Source organism: Methylobacterium oryzae (assembly GCF_021398735.1).
In the GTDB taxonomy this organism is placed as follows: Bacteria; Pseudomonadota; Alphaproteobacteria; order Rhizobiales; family Beijerinckiaceae; genus Methylobacterium.
On record NZ_CP090351.1, the window covers coordinates 85,045 to 103,181 of the forward strand.

22 protein-coding genes are annotated in these 18,137 nt (G+C 66.2%); 19 read left to right on the top strand and 3 right to left on the bottom strand.

Going from position 1 to position 18,137, the window contains the following annotated elements:
- Positions 1–8 precede the first annotated feature (8 nt).
- The 17 genes from LXM90_RS31195 to LXM90_RS31275 all read left to right on the top strand — a co-directional run bounded on the left by LXM90_RS31195 (position 9) and on the right by LXM90_RS31275 (position 14,253).
- The gene (locus LXM90_RS31195; protein ID WP_234083359.1) at positions 9–2,327 is read left to right on the top strand and encodes a hypothetical protein; all 2,319 of its coding nucleotides are present in this window, start codon (positions 9–11) and stop codon (positions 2,325–2,327) included.
- 15 nt (positions 2,328–2,342) lie between these two features.
- Positions 2,343–2,939: a hypothetical protein gene (locus tag LXM90_RS31200; protein WP_234083361.1), complete on the top strand. Its 597-nt coding sequence runs from the start codon at positions 2,343–2,345 to the stop codon at positions 2,937–2,939.
- Positions 2,939–3,139 (top strand): hypothetical protein, encoded by a 201-nt coding sequence (locus tag LXM90_RS31205; RefSeq protein WP_234083362.1) that lies wholly within the window; start codon positions 2,939–2,941, stop codon positions 3,137–3,139. Before LXM90_RS31200 ends, LXM90_RS31205 begins: the two co-directional genes overlap by 1 nt.
- A gap of 75 nt (positions 3,140–3,214) precedes the next feature.
- Positions 3,215–4,072, top strand: a complete 858-nt coding sequence (locus LXM90_RS31210; protein WP_234083364.1) for a PhoH family protein — start codon at positions 3,215–3,217, stop codon at positions 4,070–4,072.
- Positions 4,056–4,775, top strand: a complete 720-nt coding sequence (locus LXM90_RS31215) for a GIY-YIG nuclease family protein (RefSeq protein WP_234083365.1) — start codon at positions 4,056–4,058, stop codon at positions 4,773–4,775. The genes LXM90_RS31210 and LXM90_RS31215 overlap by 17 nt, the downstream gene beginning before the upstream one ends.
- A 365-nt stretch (positions 4,776–5,140) precedes the next feature.
- A complete protein-coding gene (locus tag LXM90_RS31220; protein WP_234083366.1) occupies positions 5,141–5,863 on the top strand; it encodes a hypothetical protein in 723 nt (240 codons plus the stop codon).
- 65 nt (positions 5,864–5,928) lie between these two features.
- A complete protein-coding gene (locus LXM90_RS31225) occupies positions 5,929–6,189 on the top strand; it encodes a hypothetical protein (protein ID WP_234083368.1) in 261 nt (86 codons plus the stop codon).
- A gap of 3 nt (positions 6,190–6,192) precedes the next feature.
- Entirely contained in the window at positions 6,193–7,551 is a 1,359-nt protein-coding gene (locus LXM90_RS31230; protein ID WP_234083370.1) for a DnaB-like helicase C-terminal domain-containing protein, read from the top strand.
- Positions 7,551–7,865 carry a hypothetical protein gene (locus tag LXM90_RS31235; RefSeq protein ID WP_209651189.1) on the top strand — a complete coding sequence of 105 codons (315 nt, stop codon included), beginning with the start codon at positions 7,551–7,553 and terminating at the stop codon, positions 7,863–7,865. Before LXM90_RS31230 ends, LXM90_RS31235 begins: the two co-directional genes overlap by 1 nt.
- Positions 7,862–8,056 carry a hypothetical protein gene (locus tag LXM90_RS31240; RefSeq protein WP_234083371.1) on the top strand — a complete coding sequence of 65 codons (195 nt, stop codon included), beginning with the start codon at positions 7,862–7,864 and terminating at the stop codon, positions 8,054–8,056. Before LXM90_RS31235 ends, LXM90_RS31240 begins: the two co-directional genes overlap by 4 nt.
- Positions 8,053–8,274 carry a hypothetical protein gene (locus LXM90_RS31245; protein WP_234083372.1) on the top strand — a complete coding sequence of 74 codons (222 nt, stop codon included), beginning with the start codon at positions 8,053–8,055 and terminating at the stop codon, positions 8,272–8,274. Before LXM90_RS31240 ends, LXM90_RS31245 begins: the two co-directional genes overlap by 4 nt.
- Positions 8,271–9,404: a hypothetical protein gene (locus LXM90_RS31250; RefSeq protein WP_234083373.1), complete on the top strand. Its 1,134-nt coding sequence runs from the start codon at positions 8,271–8,273 to the stop codon at positions 9,402–9,404. The genes LXM90_RS31245 and LXM90_RS31250 overlap by 4 nt, the downstream gene beginning before the upstream one ends.
- A 90-nt stretch (positions 9,405–9,494) precedes the next feature.
- The gene (locus LXM90_RS31255; protein WP_234083375.1) at positions 9,495–10,016 is read left to right on the top strand and encodes a WGR domain-containing protein; all 522 of its coding nucleotides are present in this window, start codon (positions 9,495–9,497) and stop codon (positions 10,014–10,016) included.
- Positions 10,017–10,736 (top strand): hypothetical protein, encoded by a 720-nt coding sequence (locus LXM90_RS31260; protein WP_234083377.1) that lies wholly within the window; start codon positions 10,017–10,019, stop codon positions 10,734–10,736.
- Complete coding sequence (locus LXM90_RS31265; protein ID WP_234083378.1) at positions 10,733–12,145, top strand: hypothetical protein; 1,413 nt, start codon at positions 10,733–10,735, stop codon at positions 12,143–12,145. Before LXM90_RS31260 ends, LXM90_RS31265 begins: the two co-directional genes overlap by 4 nt.
- A gap of 315 nt (positions 12,146–12,460) precedes the next feature.
- Positions 12,461–13,372, top strand: coding sequence for a class I SAM-dependent methyltransferase (locus LXM90_RS31270; RefSeq protein ID WP_234083379.1), 912 nt, complete (start codon positions 12,461–12,463; stop codon positions 13,370–13,372).
- Between the two features lie 2 nt (positions 13,373–13,374).
- Entirely contained in the window at positions 13,375–14,253 is an 879-nt protein-coding gene (locus tag LXM90_RS31275) for a methyltransferase domain-containing protein (protein ID WP_234083380.1), read from the top strand.
- Between the two features lie 45 nt (positions 14,254–14,298).
- Here LXM90_RS31275 and LXM90_RS31280 read toward each other — a convergent pair whose 3' ends face one another.
- From LXM90_RS31280 to LXM90_RS31290, 3 genes are all read right to left on the bottom strand, one after another.
- Positions 14,299–14,580: a hypothetical protein gene (locus LXM90_RS31280; protein ID WP_234083382.1), complete on the bottom strand. Its 282-nt coding sequence runs from the start codon at positions 14,578–14,580 to the stop codon at positions 14,299–14,301.
- Positions 14,577–15,707, bottom strand: a complete 1,131-nt coding sequence (gene repC / locus LXM90_RS31285; protein WP_234083384.1) for a replication initiation protein RepC — start codon at positions 15,705–15,707, stop codon at positions 14,577–14,579. Before repC ends, LXM90_RS31280 begins: the two co-directional genes overlap by 4 nt.
- 176 nt (positions 15,708–15,883) lie before the next feature.
- The gene (locus LXM90_RS31290; protein WP_234083385.1) at positions 15,884–16,087 is read right to left on the bottom strand and encodes a hypothetical protein; all 204 of its coding nucleotides are present in this window, start codon (positions 16,085–16,087) and stop codon (positions 15,884–15,886) included.
- 1,176 nt (positions 16,088–17,263) lie between these two features.
- On the opposite strand from LXM90_RS31290, the gene LXM90_RS31295 reads away from it, so the two are divergent.
- Both LXM90_RS31295 and LXM90_RS31300 read left to right on the top strand, forming a co-directional pair.
- A complete protein-coding gene (locus LXM90_RS31295; RefSeq protein ID WP_234083386.1) occupies positions 17,264–17,716 on the top strand; it encodes a helix-turn-helix domain-containing protein in 453 nt (150 codons plus the stop codon).
- A gap of 132 nt (positions 17,717–17,848) precedes the next feature.
- Complete coding sequence (locus tag LXM90_RS31300; RefSeq protein ID WP_234083389.1) at positions 17,849–18,097, top strand: hypothetical protein; 249 nt, start codon at positions 17,849–17,851, stop codon at positions 18,095–18,097.
- Positions 18,098–18,137 lie beyond the last annotated feature (40 nt).

Consider the following 18,137-nt stretch of genomic DNA (forward strand, 5'->3'; position numbering starts at 1 on the left):
ATCGAACGGTGGCAAACCGCAAGGCGAGTGAGGAGCCGCAGGCAACAGCCCTGGGCTCGGCGGACTTCTGGGCCGCGGTCCAGAGTGGCCGGGACGTGCAGATCAGCGTGGCCGACATCCTGGCCTACCTGCGCACCGTCCTGGTCGCGGCCGACGTCACCGACCTGGCCGGCAAGCTCCAGGCGATCGCCGACACGGCTGCCGGCGACACGGCCGCGGCCAAGGCCGCCATCGAGGCCGAGCTCGGCACGGCCGCCAAGCTCGCAGCGGGCACGGGCGCCGGCCAGGTGCCCGTGCTGGACGCCAACTCGAAGCTCGACGCCTCGATCATCCCGGCGGTGGCGATCACCGACACCTTCCCGGTGGCGTCCGAGGCCGAGATGCTCGCGCTCACGGCCGAGCGCGGCGACATCGCGATCCGGTCCGACCTCAACAAGTGCTTCGTCCTGAAGGTCGAGCCGGCGACGACGCTCGCCAACTGGAAGGAGCTGCTGACGCCGACCGACGCCGTGCTCTCGGTGGCCGGGCTCAAGGGCGCGATCACGGCCGCGGCCCTGAAGACGGCACTGGCCATTGCGGTCGCCGACGTGTCCGGCCTCCAGAGCGCGCTCGCCAGCGTGCGCTCGGACTTCGCCTCGGCCGACACCGCGATCCGCTCGGACATGGCGACGGCGCTCGACGCCAAGTTCGACAAGGCCGGCGGCACGATCGCGGGTGACACCGATTTCGGCACGCGCCCCACGGTGAAGGGCAAGGCCGTCTGGGACGCCGGCAACTTCGACCCGAGCTCCAAGGCTGGGCTGGGCGGCGCCGCCTTCACGGGCGCGATCAGCGCGCCGTCGGTCTCCTCGGCGTCCGGCGCCTTCGACGCGCTCACGGTCGGCAACAAGGCGGTCTGGCACGCGGGCAACTTCGACCCCAGCACCAAGGCCAGCCTGAACTCCAGCGTCAGCTTCTCGGCGCTCACGGTCTCGGGTGCGACCTCGGTCGCCGACCTCTCGGCCAGCGGCACCGGCACGTTCGCGGCCCTGAAGGTCGGCACCAGCGCGGTCTGGCACGCGGGGAACTTTGACCCCTCGACCAAGGCCAACCTCGCCAGCCCGGCCTTCACCGGCGAGGTCACGGCGCCCAAGGTCACGGTGGCCGGCGCCGGCTCGTTCGGCTCGCTCTCGGTCCAGAACCGCCCGAGCTGGGGCGGCCTGACCCCGTGGGACAGCGGCAACTTCGACCCCTCGACCAAGGCGACGCTCGGCGGCGATGCCGGCTTCGCGTCGCTGGCCGTGGGCGGCAAGGCCGTGTGGCACGCTGGGAACTTCGACCCGGCCACCAAGGCGACCCTGGGCGGCGCGGCGAGCTTCGCCTCGCTGGCTGTCTCCGCGCGCCCGACCTGGGCGAACCTGACGCCCTGGGACAACGGGAACTTCGACCCGAACAGCAAGGCGACGCTGGGCGCAGGCGCGAACTTCGCCGGCATCAGCCTCTCGGGCCGGCAGACCTACATCTACGCCGACGGCAACACGGACGACTTCGTGGTTCGCACCGGCGCGGCGGACGCCTACCGCTACACGGTGATCGGCGCCGACGGCTCGTTCACGTCCCCGGGCCAGATCGCGGGCTCGCTCCTGCGCGCCACGGGCGGCGGCGCCGCGCTTCAGCTCGACGACCGGGCCGGCGGCACGGCCGCGACGCTCTACCAGAACGCCAACGTGTTCGGCCTCTTCATGGGCGCCGACGTGTTCCGCGTGGGCAAGGACGGCTCGGTCTGGTCGTCGGCGATCGGCGACTTCGCCAGCGCGCTGCGCAACGCCGGCCCGGACATCTCGGGCAAGTTCGACAAGGTCGGCGGCCAGCTCACGGGCGACATCACGCTTGCGAAGGCGAACCCGCGGATCACCTTCGCCTACACGGGTGGCTTCCAGGCTTACTGGCGCCTCGAGGCAGACGGCTACGTCTACTGGCGGAATGCGGCCGACGACTCGATCATCTTCTGGATCGGGCCGGGCGGTGACTTCGGCTCGAAGCAGTTCGGCACCGGCCCCGCGAACGGCTCCCTGAACCAGCGCATCGAGGACCGGGCGACTGCCTGGGCCCGCTACTACAACTCGATCAAGAACGTCCGCCTCGTGAAGGCCGGCGACAAGACCGCCGTGGACCTGCTGAACGCCACCGGCAACGCCAACGGCACGATCTACGAGCCCTTCGCCGGCGCCGTCGTCACCGGCCTGGCCGCCGACAACTCCTGGAAGCTGCTGAGCAACGCCCGCTGGCGCTACGTCCAGGTCACGGACCCGGACCAGAACTGGGTCACGGTCGCCTACATCAACTGATCCCGAGAAGAAGCCATGTCCTACTCAGTCATCGACCACGGCGCGTTCGAGATCTACCAGCCGACCGAGCCGCCGGATGGCATGTTCGTGCCGCCCGGCACCCTGTTCAGCCGCCGCATCAGCGACGGCCTGGACTGGTATAGCTTCTCGCGGAAGGCCGAGAACTGGACCGAGGGCACGGTCCGGGCGATCCTGGTGTCGACGCCGGCCGGCGACATGGTGCTGTCCGCGGTGCGCGACGAGCACGCGATGTTCCCGGGCAACGGGCGCGTGGTCGAGATCAGCGGCGTCGACCTCGACATCGTCGACGTGGACAGCCTGTTCGCCAACAAGGTCTGCAACCTGGCGACCGGCGAGTTCGTCGATCCGCCCAAGCCGCCCGTCACGAAGGTCTCGGCCGCCCAGGCGGTGACGGCGCTGTTCAACCGCGGGCTGCTGCCCCTGGTCGAGAGCATCGCGCTCAACCACCCCTACCCGCCAGTGAAGATCTTCTTCCAGCGAGCCAACGACTGGGAGATCGCCAACCCCTACGTGCAGGCGATCGGCCTCGAGCTCGGGATGGACGCCACCCAGCTCCAGGTCCTGTTCGACGACGCGGCGAAGATCGTCTGATGCGCCGGATCATCGACAGCTTCCGCTACACGGGGCAGCCCTCGTTGGCGTGGCCGGCCTGGCTCGTGTTCCGCAACTACGCCCGGAGTAGCGACGGCGGCTTGCTCATCATCCACGGCTTCGACTCCGAGCTGCGGGTCCTGCCCGGGCAGACGCTCGCACTGACGGCTACTCAGGAGATCGCGCTCCTGGCCGAATGATCGCTTGCGTCCCGAAGTAAGTCAGTGCTTACTTATGTGCGCTCGCTCTCTTTCCCCACCGACCCTGGAGTCGACATGAGCACCGCGACTAACACCGCCGAGAAGGCGATCCGCCGTAAGCAGCGCCGCGACGCCAAGCGTCAGGGGAAGGGCACTCAGCACGGTCCGCTTCTTCAACTCGTCGCCGAGAACCGGCGCCCGCAGGCGCCGGCCAAGCCCCGGCAGGCACCCGTGAAGCCGCTCAACGCCGCCCAGGCGCGCTTCGACGTCTCGATGAGCTCCAACACGCTCACGATCGCCCTGGGCTCGGCCGGCACCGGCAAGACCTGGTTCGCCGCCGCCCGCATGGCCGAGCGCCTGCGCGACGGCGAGATCGAGCGGGTGGTCATCACCCGGCCTGCGGTCGAGGCCGGCGAGAGCCTCGGCTTCCTGCCCGGCGAGCTGGACGAGAAGTTCGAGCCCTACTTTCGGCCGGTGCGCGAGGCGTTCGAGGACGTCCTGGGCAAGGGCTTCACCGAATACCTCATCAAGGAAGGGCGGATCGAGGCGCGCCCGCTGGCGCTGCTGCGCGGCTCTACACTCAAGGACGCCGACGTGCTGCTCGACGAGGCGCAGAACACCACGCCCGGCCAGATGAAGATGTTCCTCACCCGCATCGGCGAGGGCACCCGCGTGGTGGTCAACGGCGACCCGGCCCAGAAGGACATCCCCGGGCCGTCAGGGCTCATGGACGCCGTCTCGCGCCTGGAGCGCGTGCGCAGCGTCGGGGTCATCCGGTTCGGCCGCGAGGACGTCGTGCGCTCGGGCTTCTGCCAGGACGTGCTGGCCGCGTATGAAAATCCAGTTGCGGATGAACCGGCACCCGACAACGATGACGGCAACGACTATACTCAGGGCCTGAAGAGGACCCTCGGAATTGTCGACGCGGCTTAGTGGCATCTACGCCATCATCCATCACGAAAGCGGGCGGCACTACATCGGGAGTGCCGTCCACATCACGCGACGCTGGTCCGTGCATCGCGCCTACCTCGCCCGGGGCTCGCACCAGAACTCCTACTTCCAGCGGGCCTGGGACAAGCACGGCAAGGAGGCCTTCGGCTTCTTCGTCCTCGAGCTCGTGGAGCCCGAGCGGCTGATCGAGGTCGAGCAGGAGTGGATCGACCGGCTCTGGGCCAAGGGCCTCTACAATCGGCGCCGCGACGCGGCCTCGAACCTCGGCGTGAAGCACCGACCCGAGTCCATCGCCAAGATGCGCGCGGCCGCCAAGGGGAGGGTGCTCTCTGAGGCTGCGCTCGCCGCCCAGAAGGTCGTCATCGCCACGCGCGAGCACACGGCGGCCGAGAAGGCTGCCAGGGTGGCTCACCACCGCGGAGCCCGGCGCAGCGCGGAGAGTATCGAGCGGATCCGCCAGTCGGCCCTGAAGCGCTCGTCAGCGCATCTGGCGGCCATCGCAGCCTCGCTGTCTCGGACCTACGTCGTGACGGCCCCGGACGGCCAGAGGCGCCTGGTCACGAACCTCAAGGCTTTCTGCCGGGAGAACGACCTCTCGCAGGGGCATCTCTCGGCTGTCGCGCGCGGCGAGCGCCGTCATCACAAGGGTTGGATGGCTGCCCCAGCTCACCTATCACCACCGTAACTGCTAAGGATTAGAAGCGGACCCCAACGCTTGAGGGCCATGATGCTGAAATCGGCCATTAGGACGCTAGCAATCGCGGTCCTCGCAGGCGCACTGTTCTTCACCGCGTTCTTCTACGTCATAGCGCACGCTGGCTTGAACAAGCGTGGCTGTGACGTAGGATTGTTCATGACTACCTGTATTGAGTGACCATCCGCTAAGGGCCGGTGGCCGCCGATCCGGTCAACGACGACGAGCCCGACCACGCCGGCCTGCGGCGCTTCATCGGCGCTGACGCCTAGGTCAGAAGACCCGACGCTGCGCGACTATAGCGTGAGCAGCACAGCAACGCGCCCGGCCTCGGGCAGCTCACGCGAAGGTCGACGATGACACCGGGACAAGACACGACAGGGGAGGGGGAGCAGATCGTCTTCGGGACAGACCTCCCCCTCGAGGCCTGCCACGACATCATGCACGCGCTGCCCGACGAATGGGTCGAGCCCGAGCGCTGGCTCATGGCCTCGAAGTGGTTCGACTACCGCTTCATGCACCCGGTCCACGCGACCTACCTGTTCACGGACGCCTACCGCCGGGTCTACCGGCAGATGTATGCCTCGACCTTCGACCGGGCCAAGGCCGACTACGTGAAGGGGATCAAGGCCGAGGATCCGTTCGACCTGGCCAAGCGCAACACCGACCGGGCCGGCCTGTGGAAGGCGCGCCAGATGGCCGACGGGCTGTGCATGCCCTACGACCTCTACATCGGCATCGCGATGCACTGGTCCCTGCGCAAGTGCCGCAAGGAATACCTGCCGCGACCGACCCACCTCTATAACTTCGACCTGCTGACCGCGGTTTCAGACACTTGGAACGATCGGCAGAGCGGCATCCTCTACGTGGCCAAGGACGAGCGCTTCAAGAACGAGCGCTACCAGGCCTCGCCGATCCAGGACGCGCACCACGAGTGGCTGCTCGCCCAGGTGTCGAAGCGCTCCAACATCGTCCACGCCCTCAAGGGCCTGATCTACGACGAGCAGGTGCTCCCGGAGGAGAAGGCCCGCGCGCGCTGGGGCGACGTGGTGATGTCGCGGATCGACGACGTCCGCTGAGAAACCCTGACCTGCGCTCGCTATAGTCGACGCGACGCAACACAACACGAGCGAGAGAACACGCGATGAAGCCCCAGAACCGCCCCGTGATCGAGCGTCGCGGCCCGGGCGCGCCCCGGCAGCCGATGAAGCCGCGCGCCTGGAACCACCAGGACGAGCTGAAGGCCGGCGTCGGCCGGGACGTCACCCTGGCTCTCCTGGACGGCACGACCCGGCGCGGGAAGCTCGTCGCCGCCGACCAGTTCACCATCAAGGCTGCGATCGGAAATCAGTCAGCACTGACTTTCTTTAAGGGCAACCTGCTCGGCTACTGCCTCGAGGACTGATCCATGACCGCGCACGTCACGGTCGAGGAAGACGACGCGGTCCCCGCGAACCCGGGCGCCTTCCAGTTCGACGCCGAGTTTCAGACCAAGGTCGCCGCGCTCCAGGTGCGCGACCCGGTCTTCGCGCAGCGCACGGATGGGCTGATCCAGCCCTTCTACTTCGTCAACGAGGCCGAAGCCGTCCTGGTCAAGCTGACCGGGGAATACTTCGCCAAGTATAAAATGCTGCCCGACAAGGTCACACTTGTCAGGCTGATCGCCAATGGCATCGCGAACAAGTCCATCCGCAAGGACATGGTCGCCGACGTCAAGGAGAAGGTGAAGGAGCTCCTCACCTCCGACATCTCGGACCGCGACTTCGTGGTCGATGAGGTCTCGACCTTCGCCAAGCACCGGGCGCTCGAGGAGGCGATCCTCGCGAGCGTCTCGGACATGGACCGGGGCGACTACGCCAAGGCCTTCGCCCGCATCGAGCAGGCGAAGCTCGTCGGCGTGGCCGAGGACGCGGGCGGCATCGACTACTTCGACCACATCCAGGAGCGCACCGAGCGGCGCAAGATGATCGCGGCCGGGCTCTACAAGCCCGACGGCATCACGACCGGCATCAAGGAGATCGACGACCTCCTCTACCACAAGGGCTGGGGCCGCAAGGAGCTCTCGGCGCTGATGGCGCCGGCCAAGGGCGGCAAGTCGATGGGTCTGGCCGACTTCGGCAAGTATGCGGCCTTCGCCGGCTACAACGTCCTCTACGTCTCCCTCGAGGTCGCCTCGCGCATTATCGCGGATCGTCTCGACGCGAACGTGTCGGACACCCTGATGAAGGGCCTGAACGACAACCCGTTCAAGGTGCAGGAGGCCGTCGAGCTCGCCGCCAAGAAGTCCGGCAAGTTCATCATCCACGAGTTCCCGACCGGGACGATGAAGGGCAGCCAGCTCCGGCGGCTGATCGAGCGCTACCGCGCCCGCGGGATCGTCTTCGACCTCATCATCGTCGACTACGCGGACATCATGGCCGCGGAGCATCGCAACGACAATCCGATCCAGGAGAGCAAGTCGATCTGGGTCGACCTGCGCGCCATCGCCTTCAGCGAGAACGCCGCGGTGCTCACGGCCACGCAGACGAACCGCGACGGCGCCAAGGCAACCAGCGTCAAGGCGACCGACGTGGCCGAGGACTTCAACAAGATCCGCATCGCCGACGTGGTGATCGCGATCTCGGCGACGTCCGAGGAGAAGCAGGTCTCGGAAGCCCGCATCGAGTTCGTCGCGCACCGCAACGGCGAAGAGGGCGTCGTGATCCGCATCCAGCAGGACCGAGCACGCATGAAGTTCCTCTCGAAGGTCCTGGGGGTGAGCCGCTGATGGCCAAGATCACCGTGCTCTGGCGCGAATGCCCGCGCCAGAAGATCAAGATGGACCGGCGCTACCAGCCGCCCGAGCCCTACGAGAGCCAGGCCGAGGTGGACCTGCCCGAGTTCGTGCGCGGGTCCGACGTCGCCGAGATGCTGATCGAGGCCAACGTCGAGAACGATCCCGAGAGCTGGGACGCCTTCGACTACGTGGTCGAGATCCTGGCGCCGGCCCGGATCGCCGGCCGCTACGCCGTCGAGGTGGTGATGGAGCCGCGCTGCGTCGCCATCGAGCTCAACGACGAGGACGAGAGGAGGGCGGCATGAGGACGGGTCGGTTCAGGTTCGTCGAGCGGCGCCGGTTCTGGCTGCCGCCGATCCAGGTGCTCGAGGTCGAGGTGCGCTACCCGGCCGACGTCTGGGCCAGCTCCTACATCCGGGCCTGGATCCCGGCCTCGGGCAGCGACGCGCACGCGATCCAGGCGGCCACGCGCGGCGAGATCCGGGGCAACGCATGATCGACCGCTCGGGCAAGGACTGCATGGGCTACCCGCTGGAGCAGCAGCTCGACGGGTTCACCGACGAGGACATCGGCGCGGCGCGCGTGCTCGCGCGCAACGCCAACTTCCAGTGGGACTGCGTGCTCGAGGATCCGAAGGTCACGGGCCGGCGCTTCCTCGAGCAGGCGCGGAGCGTGCGGGAGACCCTCGAGTCTCTCGGCTGGAGGCGCCCGTGAGCGATTTTCAGGAGCTGTCCGACGAGCTCGACCTGGAGCAATGGTTCGACCGCGAGGGCCTGGCCTACAAGGGGCCCACGCGCGGCTCGTCGGGCATGCAGATCAACGTGAAGGACTGCCCGCAGGACCACTGCCGGGACGGGCGCTACCGGGTCTACCTCAACGCCGAGTCCGGGATCGGCAACTGCTTCGTGTGCGAGACCCGCTTCAACAAGCTGTCCTTCGTTAACGCCTACCTGCACGGCGATAAGGACGCGAAGAAGTGGGGCGAGACCCTCAAGCACGTCAAGGCGGCCTGCGTGGAGCAGGGCTGGCGCCCGAAGCGCACGATCACGGCCGCCGTCGAGGTGCCCGACGAGATCAAGCTCCCCGACAGCTTCGCGCTGCCCACGGCCGACGGCCAGAACCTGAAATACCTCGAGAGCCGCGGGATCGGCGTGGAGCTCGCGGCCTACTTCCGGCTGCGCTACTGCGACAGCGGCTGGTGGAACTGGACGAAGGACGACGGCACCCGGGGCGGCCAGAAGTGGGAGCAGCGCCTGCTGATCCCGGTCTACGACCTCGACGGCAAGCTCGTGACCTTCCAGGGCCGCGACATCATCGGCGACCAGGACGCGAAATACCTGTTCCCGCCCGCGCTGCCCGGCACCGGCCGCTTCCTCTACAACGGCCACAACGCCGTGCGGGCGCGCCGGATCGCGATGGGGGAGGGCGCCTTCGACGTGTTCTCGCTCAAGGCGGCGATCGACGGTGAGAGCGAGCTGCGCGACATCGTCCCCGTCGGCTCCTTCGGCAAGCACCTGTCGACCGGCGACCTCGAGGGCCGTGACCAGCTCGGCCAGCTCCTCGTGCTCAAGGGCTACGGGCTCCAGGAGGTCATCATCTGCTGGGACGGGACGCCCGACGCGCTCGCCGCCGCCGTGAAGGCCGCGGAGTCGATCCGCAAGATCGGGCTCAAGGCGCGCATAGCCCTGCTGCCGCTCGACCAGGACCCGAACGAGGCCAAGCCCGAGGTCGTGCGCAAGGCGCTCTGGCAGGCTCAGGAATACAGCCCGCGGCTCGCTGTCGAATGGCGCCTGCGCAACCCCTACACGGCGCTGCGCCGGGCGAAGGCGCCGCTCACTGCCTGACGCAATAAGTCAGTGGTGACACGAAACCCCGACGTGCGCTCGCTATAGTCAGCGAGCGAGAGACAGACACACGCACAGCAGAGAGGAGCCATGCCGGTCTACCCGATCGCCCTGCGCAAGAAGTCGATGCTGCATCGACAGGGCACCAAGGAATATCACCAAGTGCTGATCGTGAACGGCGAGGGCCGCGCGGTCGTCATCCAGCGCTGGGGCAAGAAGAACGCCGAAGGTCAGATGCGGGTGGATGCGTTCCATCACTCTGACGCGGCCGTCGCTGAGTTCGAGAGCAAGGACCGCGACAAGAAGCGGAACGGCTACGAGCACGACCCGGCCCGGGACACCATCGTGCAGTGCGATGACGAGGCCGATTTCCGCAAGAAGCTCGGCATCCTCTACCTGTCCAAGCTCGGCCCGGACAACCTCGAACACATCGCGCCCGGCGCCGACACCACCGGCGTGCGCACCCCCGATCCGCAGCCCGAGTTCGACCGCGACGGGAAGATCGTCCGCAAGGGCTACCAGCCCCGGCACAAGTTCACCGACTTCGTGGAGCCGGCCGGACCGTCCGTCGCCGACGAGGTCGCCCACAACGAGAACTGGGGGACCTGGTAGATGACGCTCATCAAGACCTACTCGCCGAAGAACGAGGCCCTGATCGTCTGCCCGATCTTCGGGGCCGAGACGCGGCTGGCCGACTGCCTGGAGCTCGAGCAGCAGGTGGCCCGCGGCCGCAAGCCCGACGAGCGGCGCGGCTGCCAGGCCTGCCTGATGTCCTCGAAGTGCCCGGTCTACTGGATCAACCGGGCGATCATCCGCACGGGCGAGGATCCCTACTTCTCGGCCGAGCCGAAGGTGCTCCCGCTCAAGGGCGAGATCCTCGAGGCAGTGCGCCCGATCCTCGTGCGCGACGACGCGGTCAACCGCTACGCGGTCGAGGGCGCCGAAGCGGAGGCGATCCGGGCGGCGAACGAGGCGGCCAGCGCCGGCAAGCCCCGGGCGGCCAAGAAGCCCGCGGGCGTGAAGCTCGCCGCGGTGAAGCGCGAGGAGTCCGCGCCGGCCGGTGATGACGGGCTGAAGGCGGCCGCGCTGTCGGGCGACCTGTCGGCCGCCGTGACCCGGGCCGTCGCCAAGGCCAGCGAGACGCCCCAGGAGGCGCCAGCTCCCGCGCCCGCGCCCAAGGCCGTCGCCCCGGCCCCGAAGCCGCCTGCGGCCGCCCCTGCGCAGCCCAAGCCCGCCCCGAAGCCCGCACCGGCGCCTGCCGGCAAGGGCATGTCGCTCCTCGAGATGGCCCGCGCCCGGGCCGCAGCGCAGCAGAAGGACCAGGCCGCGTGAACTCCTACGACGTCATCACCCTCCTCGACGAGATCGCCGCGACCAGCTCGCGCAACGCCAAGGAGGACCTGCTGCGCAAGCACATCGACGATCCGCTCGTGCAGCGGGTCGTGCGGTTGGCCTACGATCCGTTCGTCACCTTCGGGATCACGCCGCCGACGCTCAGCACCTTCGGCGAGGCCGTCTTCACGATGGACACGCCCGAGGTCTGGTCGCTTCTCGACCGCTTGGCGAAGCGCACGCTCACCGGCAACGCGGCTCGGGAGGAGGTCGAGCAGATGCTCGCCTGGCTCAACAAGCCGGCCGCGCAGCTCCTCTGGCGGATCCTGCGCAAGGATCTGCGCTGCGGCATCTCCGAGAAGACGATCAACCTGGTCCTGCCGAACACGGTGCCGACCTTCGACCTGATGCTGTCCAAGGCCTACGAGGAGAAGCGCATCAAGGCGTTCCCGGTCCCGGTCGAGCCCAAGCTCGACGGCTTCCGGGGCATGAGCCTGGTCTCGGCCGGGGTCTCGAAGGCGTTCTCGCGCGTGGGCAACCACTTCCCGCAGCTCGACTGGGCCGGCCCCTACCTGGTCCAGATGGTCGAGAACGCCCGGGCCAAGGTCCAGAACGCCGAGAGCTGCCCGGGGATGACCGACAAGGTGCGCCGGTTCATCTGGGACGTCCTGGGCGGCGACGCCGGCCCATCGGCGGCGATCGACGGCGAGGCGGTGTCCGGCTCCTACGCGACCACCTCGGGCGATCTGCGCCGCAAGGACGAGGAGGCCACCGACACGATCCTGAACGTGTTCGACATCGTGCCCTACGCCGTCATGCGCGACACCGGCCAGATCGAGTGGAAGGTCCCGCTCAAGATCCGGCGCAAGGTGCTGGAGTTCGTCGTGCGCTGCGCGCCCGAGGGCGCCCCGATCAAGGTGACGGACCTGCGTGAGGCGAGCTCCCACGAGGAGATCCAGGCCATCTACGCCGAGCATCGGGCCAACGGGCTCGAGGGTGCGATGGTGAAGCCCTGGGACGGCCACTACGTGAAGAAGAAGGGCCACCTCTGGATGAAGATCAAGGCCGAGGAGACCAAGGACCTGCGCATCGTCGGCTGGTTCGAGGGCAAGCCCGGCACCCGGCTCGAGGGTAAGTTCGCGGGCTACATCGTCAACCACGAGGGCGTGACCGTGAGCGTGGGCGGCGGCTACAGCCACAAGCAGCTCGAGGAGCTCGGTGCCGAGGCCCTGACCATTCACGCCGGCGAGCCCTTCACCGAGAAGGGGATCGTGAAGCGCATGTTCACCGTCGCGCACCGGCTGTGCGAGGTCGAATTTCACGAGGTCACGCCCGACGGATCGCTGCGCCACCCGCGGTTCATCCGTTTCCGGGACGACAAGGATGAGGCCCTGCGGGTCGCAGCCTAATCGGTAAGTCAGCGTTGACTTACCGATAGGGGACCCGTAGAACCGTCGGGTGGGACCGAAGTGATCGGGTTTCCTTTCTGTGTGTGTGCGGGGCGGCCTCTCTCCTGGGGTCGCCCCTTTTTTGCAACTTTCGGGAGAAAATTACAGAAAACTGGCCGTTCTTCCAACATCCCAGGAGATACCACAACTTTAGTTGGAGTATTCCATTTTATACCGAGCGATGCCCTAGCACACCTATCGGTTGCGGCGAGACAATCAATTTTTTACGTTTTATCTACTTGTATGCACACAAAACGCAGACAGGAGGATTAAACCATGAGTGGAGACGTGCCGCGCTATGAGACGCCGCGCCCGTTCGACCCGACCGCCCGGTGCTACTGGTATCACTCGATGGTCTTCCCCGGCCTCGAGCGCGTGAAGGGGTCCTGGACGATCGAAAATTTCGCCACCTACATCGGAGGCTACGACCTAAAAAGTAAGTCAGTGCTTGATGTTGGCACGGCCTCTGGCTACCTCGCGTTCCACGCCGAGCAGGCCGGCGCGGCGGTCACAGGCCTCGACGCCTCCTCGACCCACGAGTTCCGGCACTTCCCGTTCGCCGACAGCCTCTCCTACAAGGACATCCACGGCTACCGGGCAATGTGGGAGCGCGAGAACCTCGTGCCCATCAAGAACTCCTGGTGGCACGCCTGGCACAAGTTCGGCAGCCGCGCGCGCTGTGTCTACGCGCCGATGGCCGAACTCTACGAGTGGCCCGAGCAGATGTTCGACGTCGTGATGGCCGGCGCCATCGTCGAACACCTGTCCGACCCGGTCTATGCCATCGGCGCCTGGGCCCGGCTCGCGCGTGAGGCGGTGCTCATCCCCTTCACGGACGTCACACCCCTGGACGACCTGACGATGCGGCCGATCACGCCGCTCGACAACCCACAGATCAACTACGTCTGGTGGCACCTCTCGCGCGGGCTCTACAACAAGATCTTCGACAACCTCGGCTTCGATGTCCACTACACCCTGACCCACGCCGATCATCACGACGACGCCTCCGGCACAGTGACCGCGACCCGGCCCTCGATCATTGCGATCCGGCGCGGAACCGAGGCCGCACGCACCTTCGACGCGTCCTCGCTCATCGATCCTTGGCGCCAGGACTACGCCGCGGCTCCCGAGCCGGCAGCGCCCGCACCCCGGCCGCAGGGTCTCCTCAGCCGGCTGCGGAGGAGATGAGCATGGACGGGCGTGAGAAATACGACCGGTTCCGGCGCATCTTCCAGTCGCCGCTCGACGAGCACCCGAGTGGCGCCTTCCCGATTATCGCCGGCGATCGGCATTTCGATCTAAGCCAGTATCAGTCCGAGAGCGCGGGCGCGAACGTCGCCCAGTTCGACCATATGATTCAGCAGCACCCGGACGAGTTGTTCCTGGATCTCGGCTGCGGCCTACGGGAGAAAACCTACGACAACTGCCTCTACCTCGAGGTCTACCCGTCCAACTCGGCTGACCTGATTGTCGACCCGACGGGCTTCTACCCAATCAAGGACCAGTCGCTCTACGGCATCGGCTGTTTCGCCGTCCTCGAGCATGTCCCCAAGCCCTGGCAGGTGATCCAGGAGATGCACCGGATGCTCAAGCCGGGCGGCTGGGTCATGATCGACTGGCCCTTCCTCCAACCGGTCCACGGCTACCCGAGCCACTTCTTCAACGCAACGCGCGAGGGTCTGACCACGATCTTCCAGGACAAGGGCTTCGAGGTCGTCGATGCCTTCACCGGGGATCACCAGACGGCAGCATTCACTGTGCGCTGGATCCTCCAGATGCTTCTCTACCGGCTACCCGAGGCCGAGCGTAAGCGCGTCGCCAAGATGAAGATCCACGAGGTCGTGTCGCTCGACCCGCAGGGTCCAGTGTGGACGCACATCGTGAAGGCATTGCCGCCGGCCGCCCAGTCCGAGCTCGCCTGCGGCAACTTCCTGATCGGCCGCAAGCCCGGCGAGATCGCCGAGGCGCTGCACCGGGACGATCCGCCCCTGCTGATGGGCATCGACGAGGATCCCCTGGAGACCAAGGGGCACCTGCGCTCCATCTTCAAACGGCTCCGGGGTCGCTGACCCCGGGCCTGATGCGAATCTCAAGGCGGCCGCCGGCCGCCTTTTTCATAGCTCCGCCAGCGCCGGCGGCTTGCGGGGCAGAAGCAGCTTGAGCATCGCCTCGTGCTTGTCCCGAGCTCGATCCTTATCGTCGTCGCTCGTGCGCTCATTGCTCTCGCTGCTGTCGTTCCACTCCTTGATCCTGTCCATGACGTAGACTTTGAAGCCGGGATCAGCGTTCTCGGCATAGTAGGCCATGAGCTGAATAGCCCGCTCCTGCGCCTCGGCCTTCCTCTCTAGCTTGTCGAGCCGGAGATAGATCCCCGACATTTCTGCATCCCTGCTCACGTCATCTTCCTTCTACGCATTGCCATGAGCTCGGCCTCGAGCCCGTAGCGCCCCTCTGCCATCAAACGCACGAGCTGCCGGAAGTAGCCGCCCGGGTTCTTGATGCGAATCTCTCCGCGGCGCGTCTCATCGTCGTGGAGCTGGGCGACGATCAGCACCAGGCAGGCGGCGCGGAAGGCGCCGAGAGATTCGCACGCCTCCGACCAGGCCGACGGGTGTGCCCCGATCCCGCCCCGCATCAGGCGCCCGGCCTCGATGACGTCCGCCGCGGTCTTGAGATTCGCAACCATCTCGGCCGCGACAGGACAGGCGGCCGCGACGAGTTCGGCGTCGGGCAGACGGATCGGCCCAGGCTCCTCTCGAGAGCCGTTTGCACAAGGATCGGTAGGAGTATCGGGGTCTTGTTCTATGTGCCGGCCGGAATTGCCGGCAGAGGCGGCTTGATAGAAGCGTTCCTCTGCCATGACCTGCAGCTCTCCCCAGGCCTCGAGCACCAGGTCCGGGTCGGTGCCGGCCGCTCGCCTCCGGGGTGTATCGAGCTCCAGGGACTCGCGTGCAGCGAGCAGATCGCCGACCTCGATCTGGGGAAATCGCATTAGAAGGCCGTGGAGCGCCTCGGCTACCGCCCGGCGTCGGACGGTCAAAAGCTCGAACGAACGCCGCCGGTGGTCATCTCTCGCGGTCGCCTCCATGAGCGCATTCGCCCATTCGCCCTTTCGCGCCACGATTGGCGTCAGGTCGAACCCGAAAGCGTCGATGATCGCCCCGCCCGGGGCGCGCACAGCGAAGCGTTTCCCGTTCGCGCTGTCGCGGGGCGTGACGAGCTCCAGGGCAACGAGGTCGCGCAGCCCGTAGCGCAGTGCGCGCTCGGACAGGCCTGTCATCCCGCACAGGTGCTCGTTCGAGGGCCACACCACCAGGCGCTCCCACTCCTGCTCGCCCCACACGGCACAGAGCGCCGACAGGATCGCGCGCAGGGCAGGGCGCAGGCGCAAGGCCTTGGCCGCGTCCCGGCCGGCGGCCGCGAGCTCCTTGCGGGAGATCGTTCGCCCGTCCTCGAGCGCACGTCTCCGACCGGCGAGCGCGGCGCGCGTGAGCGGCCGGCCACCGGAATGAACCGTCTCCACCTTCCACCTCCTCCTGGAGGCAAAGCGGGATCGTTCACCCGAGAGGGTGTCATTGACGGCGGTGAGGGAGGGGGCTACAAACGGGGTGCGAATCAGTTTGTTGCGGTCCTCCCAGACCGCAATGAAGATCCAAAGGCCCTACGGCTCCCCAGCCGTGGGGCCTTTTGCTTTGCCGGTTACATCTGCTTGGTCTCCGAGAACGTCGCTTCGAGCGCGTGGACGATCGCCAGTCGCCGGTTCGGGAACTTGCCCGCCTCAACGGCCCTATCGATCGCCGTCCGCAGGTGGGCCGGCACCCACACGTTCGTCTCGACCTCGCCAGAGGCCTTTCGCTGCTCGCGCAAGCGTTTGACCCGGGCTTGAGACGCCATGTTGGGCATCAGCATCCTCCTGTGTGGCGCGACTCGTAGCGCGTTACGAGTCGTGGACCGATTCTGTCAGCCCACGCAAGGGCTACCGGAAAATGGACCGGGGATGCAAGAGAAGTCAGCAGTGATTTATCTTCGGGCCCGGGTTGGAACCCGCGGGAAGGGTTGGTGTTCGCGCGGACGAACGCCATGCCCGAGGGCTGGACAAGCTATGCCGTGGCGTGGTTCTCTGAGGGCGTTCGGGCTCTTCGACCGTGCCCAGAACGCTTCAGGAAGGCCGGCCGCGAGGTGAACCCCTCATTCGCGTGCCGGCCTTTCTCGTTTCAGGGCGCCCCATTCGCATAAGCTCAATTATGGAACCTAACGCCCCTTCCGCACTATGTGACTGCGATTGCAGAGGAAGCCAGGGAATATCGGGCCTGTCAAACCCGAAAATCGGGTTCCATAATGCGTCAGACGCGGAATTTTAGGACTGCGCACCTAGTCGTTAACGAATGGGCCCGAACTTCGGTTTAGGGAGCGGAGGCCACTGGAGCTTCGCGCCGCCGGCCTCGGGATCGCCCGACTCCTCTATGAGCTTGTGAACCTCGGCGCGCGTCCCCTTCTCGGGGTTCCAGTCCAGGATGACGCCTGGTCCCCAGCGCCGGCCTCGGCCTTCCATGAAGCGGACGCCTCGATCGTTGAGCGCGCGGCCGATCAGCTCCAGGGAAGTGTCCGCTACCCGCGGCTGACCGTCTACTGCTTCGCATCGTCGTATGGTTTTTTCACTGACACCTGAGCACTCGGCCAATTCAGTAAGCGACAACCGCAGGGCCGCGCGAGCCATGCGGATCTGACAACCTTGCAACCGCAAGTGAAACAACCTTTGGTAAAATCTTAACAACCCCAGATGGCAATTTGATTCGGGGCCGATGTTGGGCCACCCTACACCACTGGGCGCTACGAGTCGCTTACCCCAAGCGTGGCCGCTGCGCTATGCGTAGTGTGTAACAGAAAATTTAGACGGAACGATCTAAGTCAGTGTTGACTTATCCTCAAAACGCGGGTTGATAGAATGCCGCGCAAGACCCGCATCGCAACCCAAACTCGAGCTGCTATATCGAGATCGCTAGAGCGTAGAGAAATCGAAACCGAAGCGATCACACATGCACCCTATTCAATCAACCATAGCAGTTCAGGAGACGAGATTTGACGACGAAGCCAGTTCAGCGCCCCTATGAAAACACCACGATGGCTGTCTATCTGAGAAACCAGATCGACAATCTTGGTGATCTAGGTATCAACCAGCGCGAAATCGCCTTAGCCGCAGGCTACGACAAGCCGAACATTCTTTCCATGTTCAAGCGCGGCGAGACGAAGGTGCCTCTGAATAAGGCCCTCGCGTTGGCCAAGGCGTTGCGCTGCGATCCGAGCTTCTTCTTCCGTCTGGCCGCCCAACAGCCCGACATGCCGATATCTGCCTCGGAAATCGAGAAGATCTTCCCCAACTCGGTCTCGGCCGGGGAGATGAAGATCGTGAACGCGATCCGGACAGCGACCGGCGGCGATGTCGACCCGACGGACGAGCAGCTCGAAGCCGTCTCGGACGTCTTCAGGGTCAAGGAGCGCCGCGGCGTCTCCCCGGTCCCGAAGTCGCTTTAAGCCCATCAACAGCGCGCCCGGTCCGGGCGTGTAGATCGGAAAACGAACCACGCCGCCCAGAAGGGGTGGCTCTATTTTTGACACACCAAGCAAGTCAGCGATGACTTATAAATCGGGGAACAAACCGAAGCCATGAAGACGCCCAATGACACCCTGCTCCTGATCCCCACGCCGCCGGCGATCGAGATCACGGCCGAGCAGTTCAATCCGGTGATCTACAAGATGGATCAGGTCGACGCCCTGGAACAGGTCGCGCTCCTTCGCGAACAGAACTTCACCACCGTCGGCTCGACCGAACTCCACAGCGGTGTTCATCCAGTCTACGGCCGCTGCATCATCATGATCTCGGACTCATCTGCCTCGATTATTCCATTCGCGTAGCCGATATTCGTCGTCTATACAGTAGTAAGTCACTACTGAC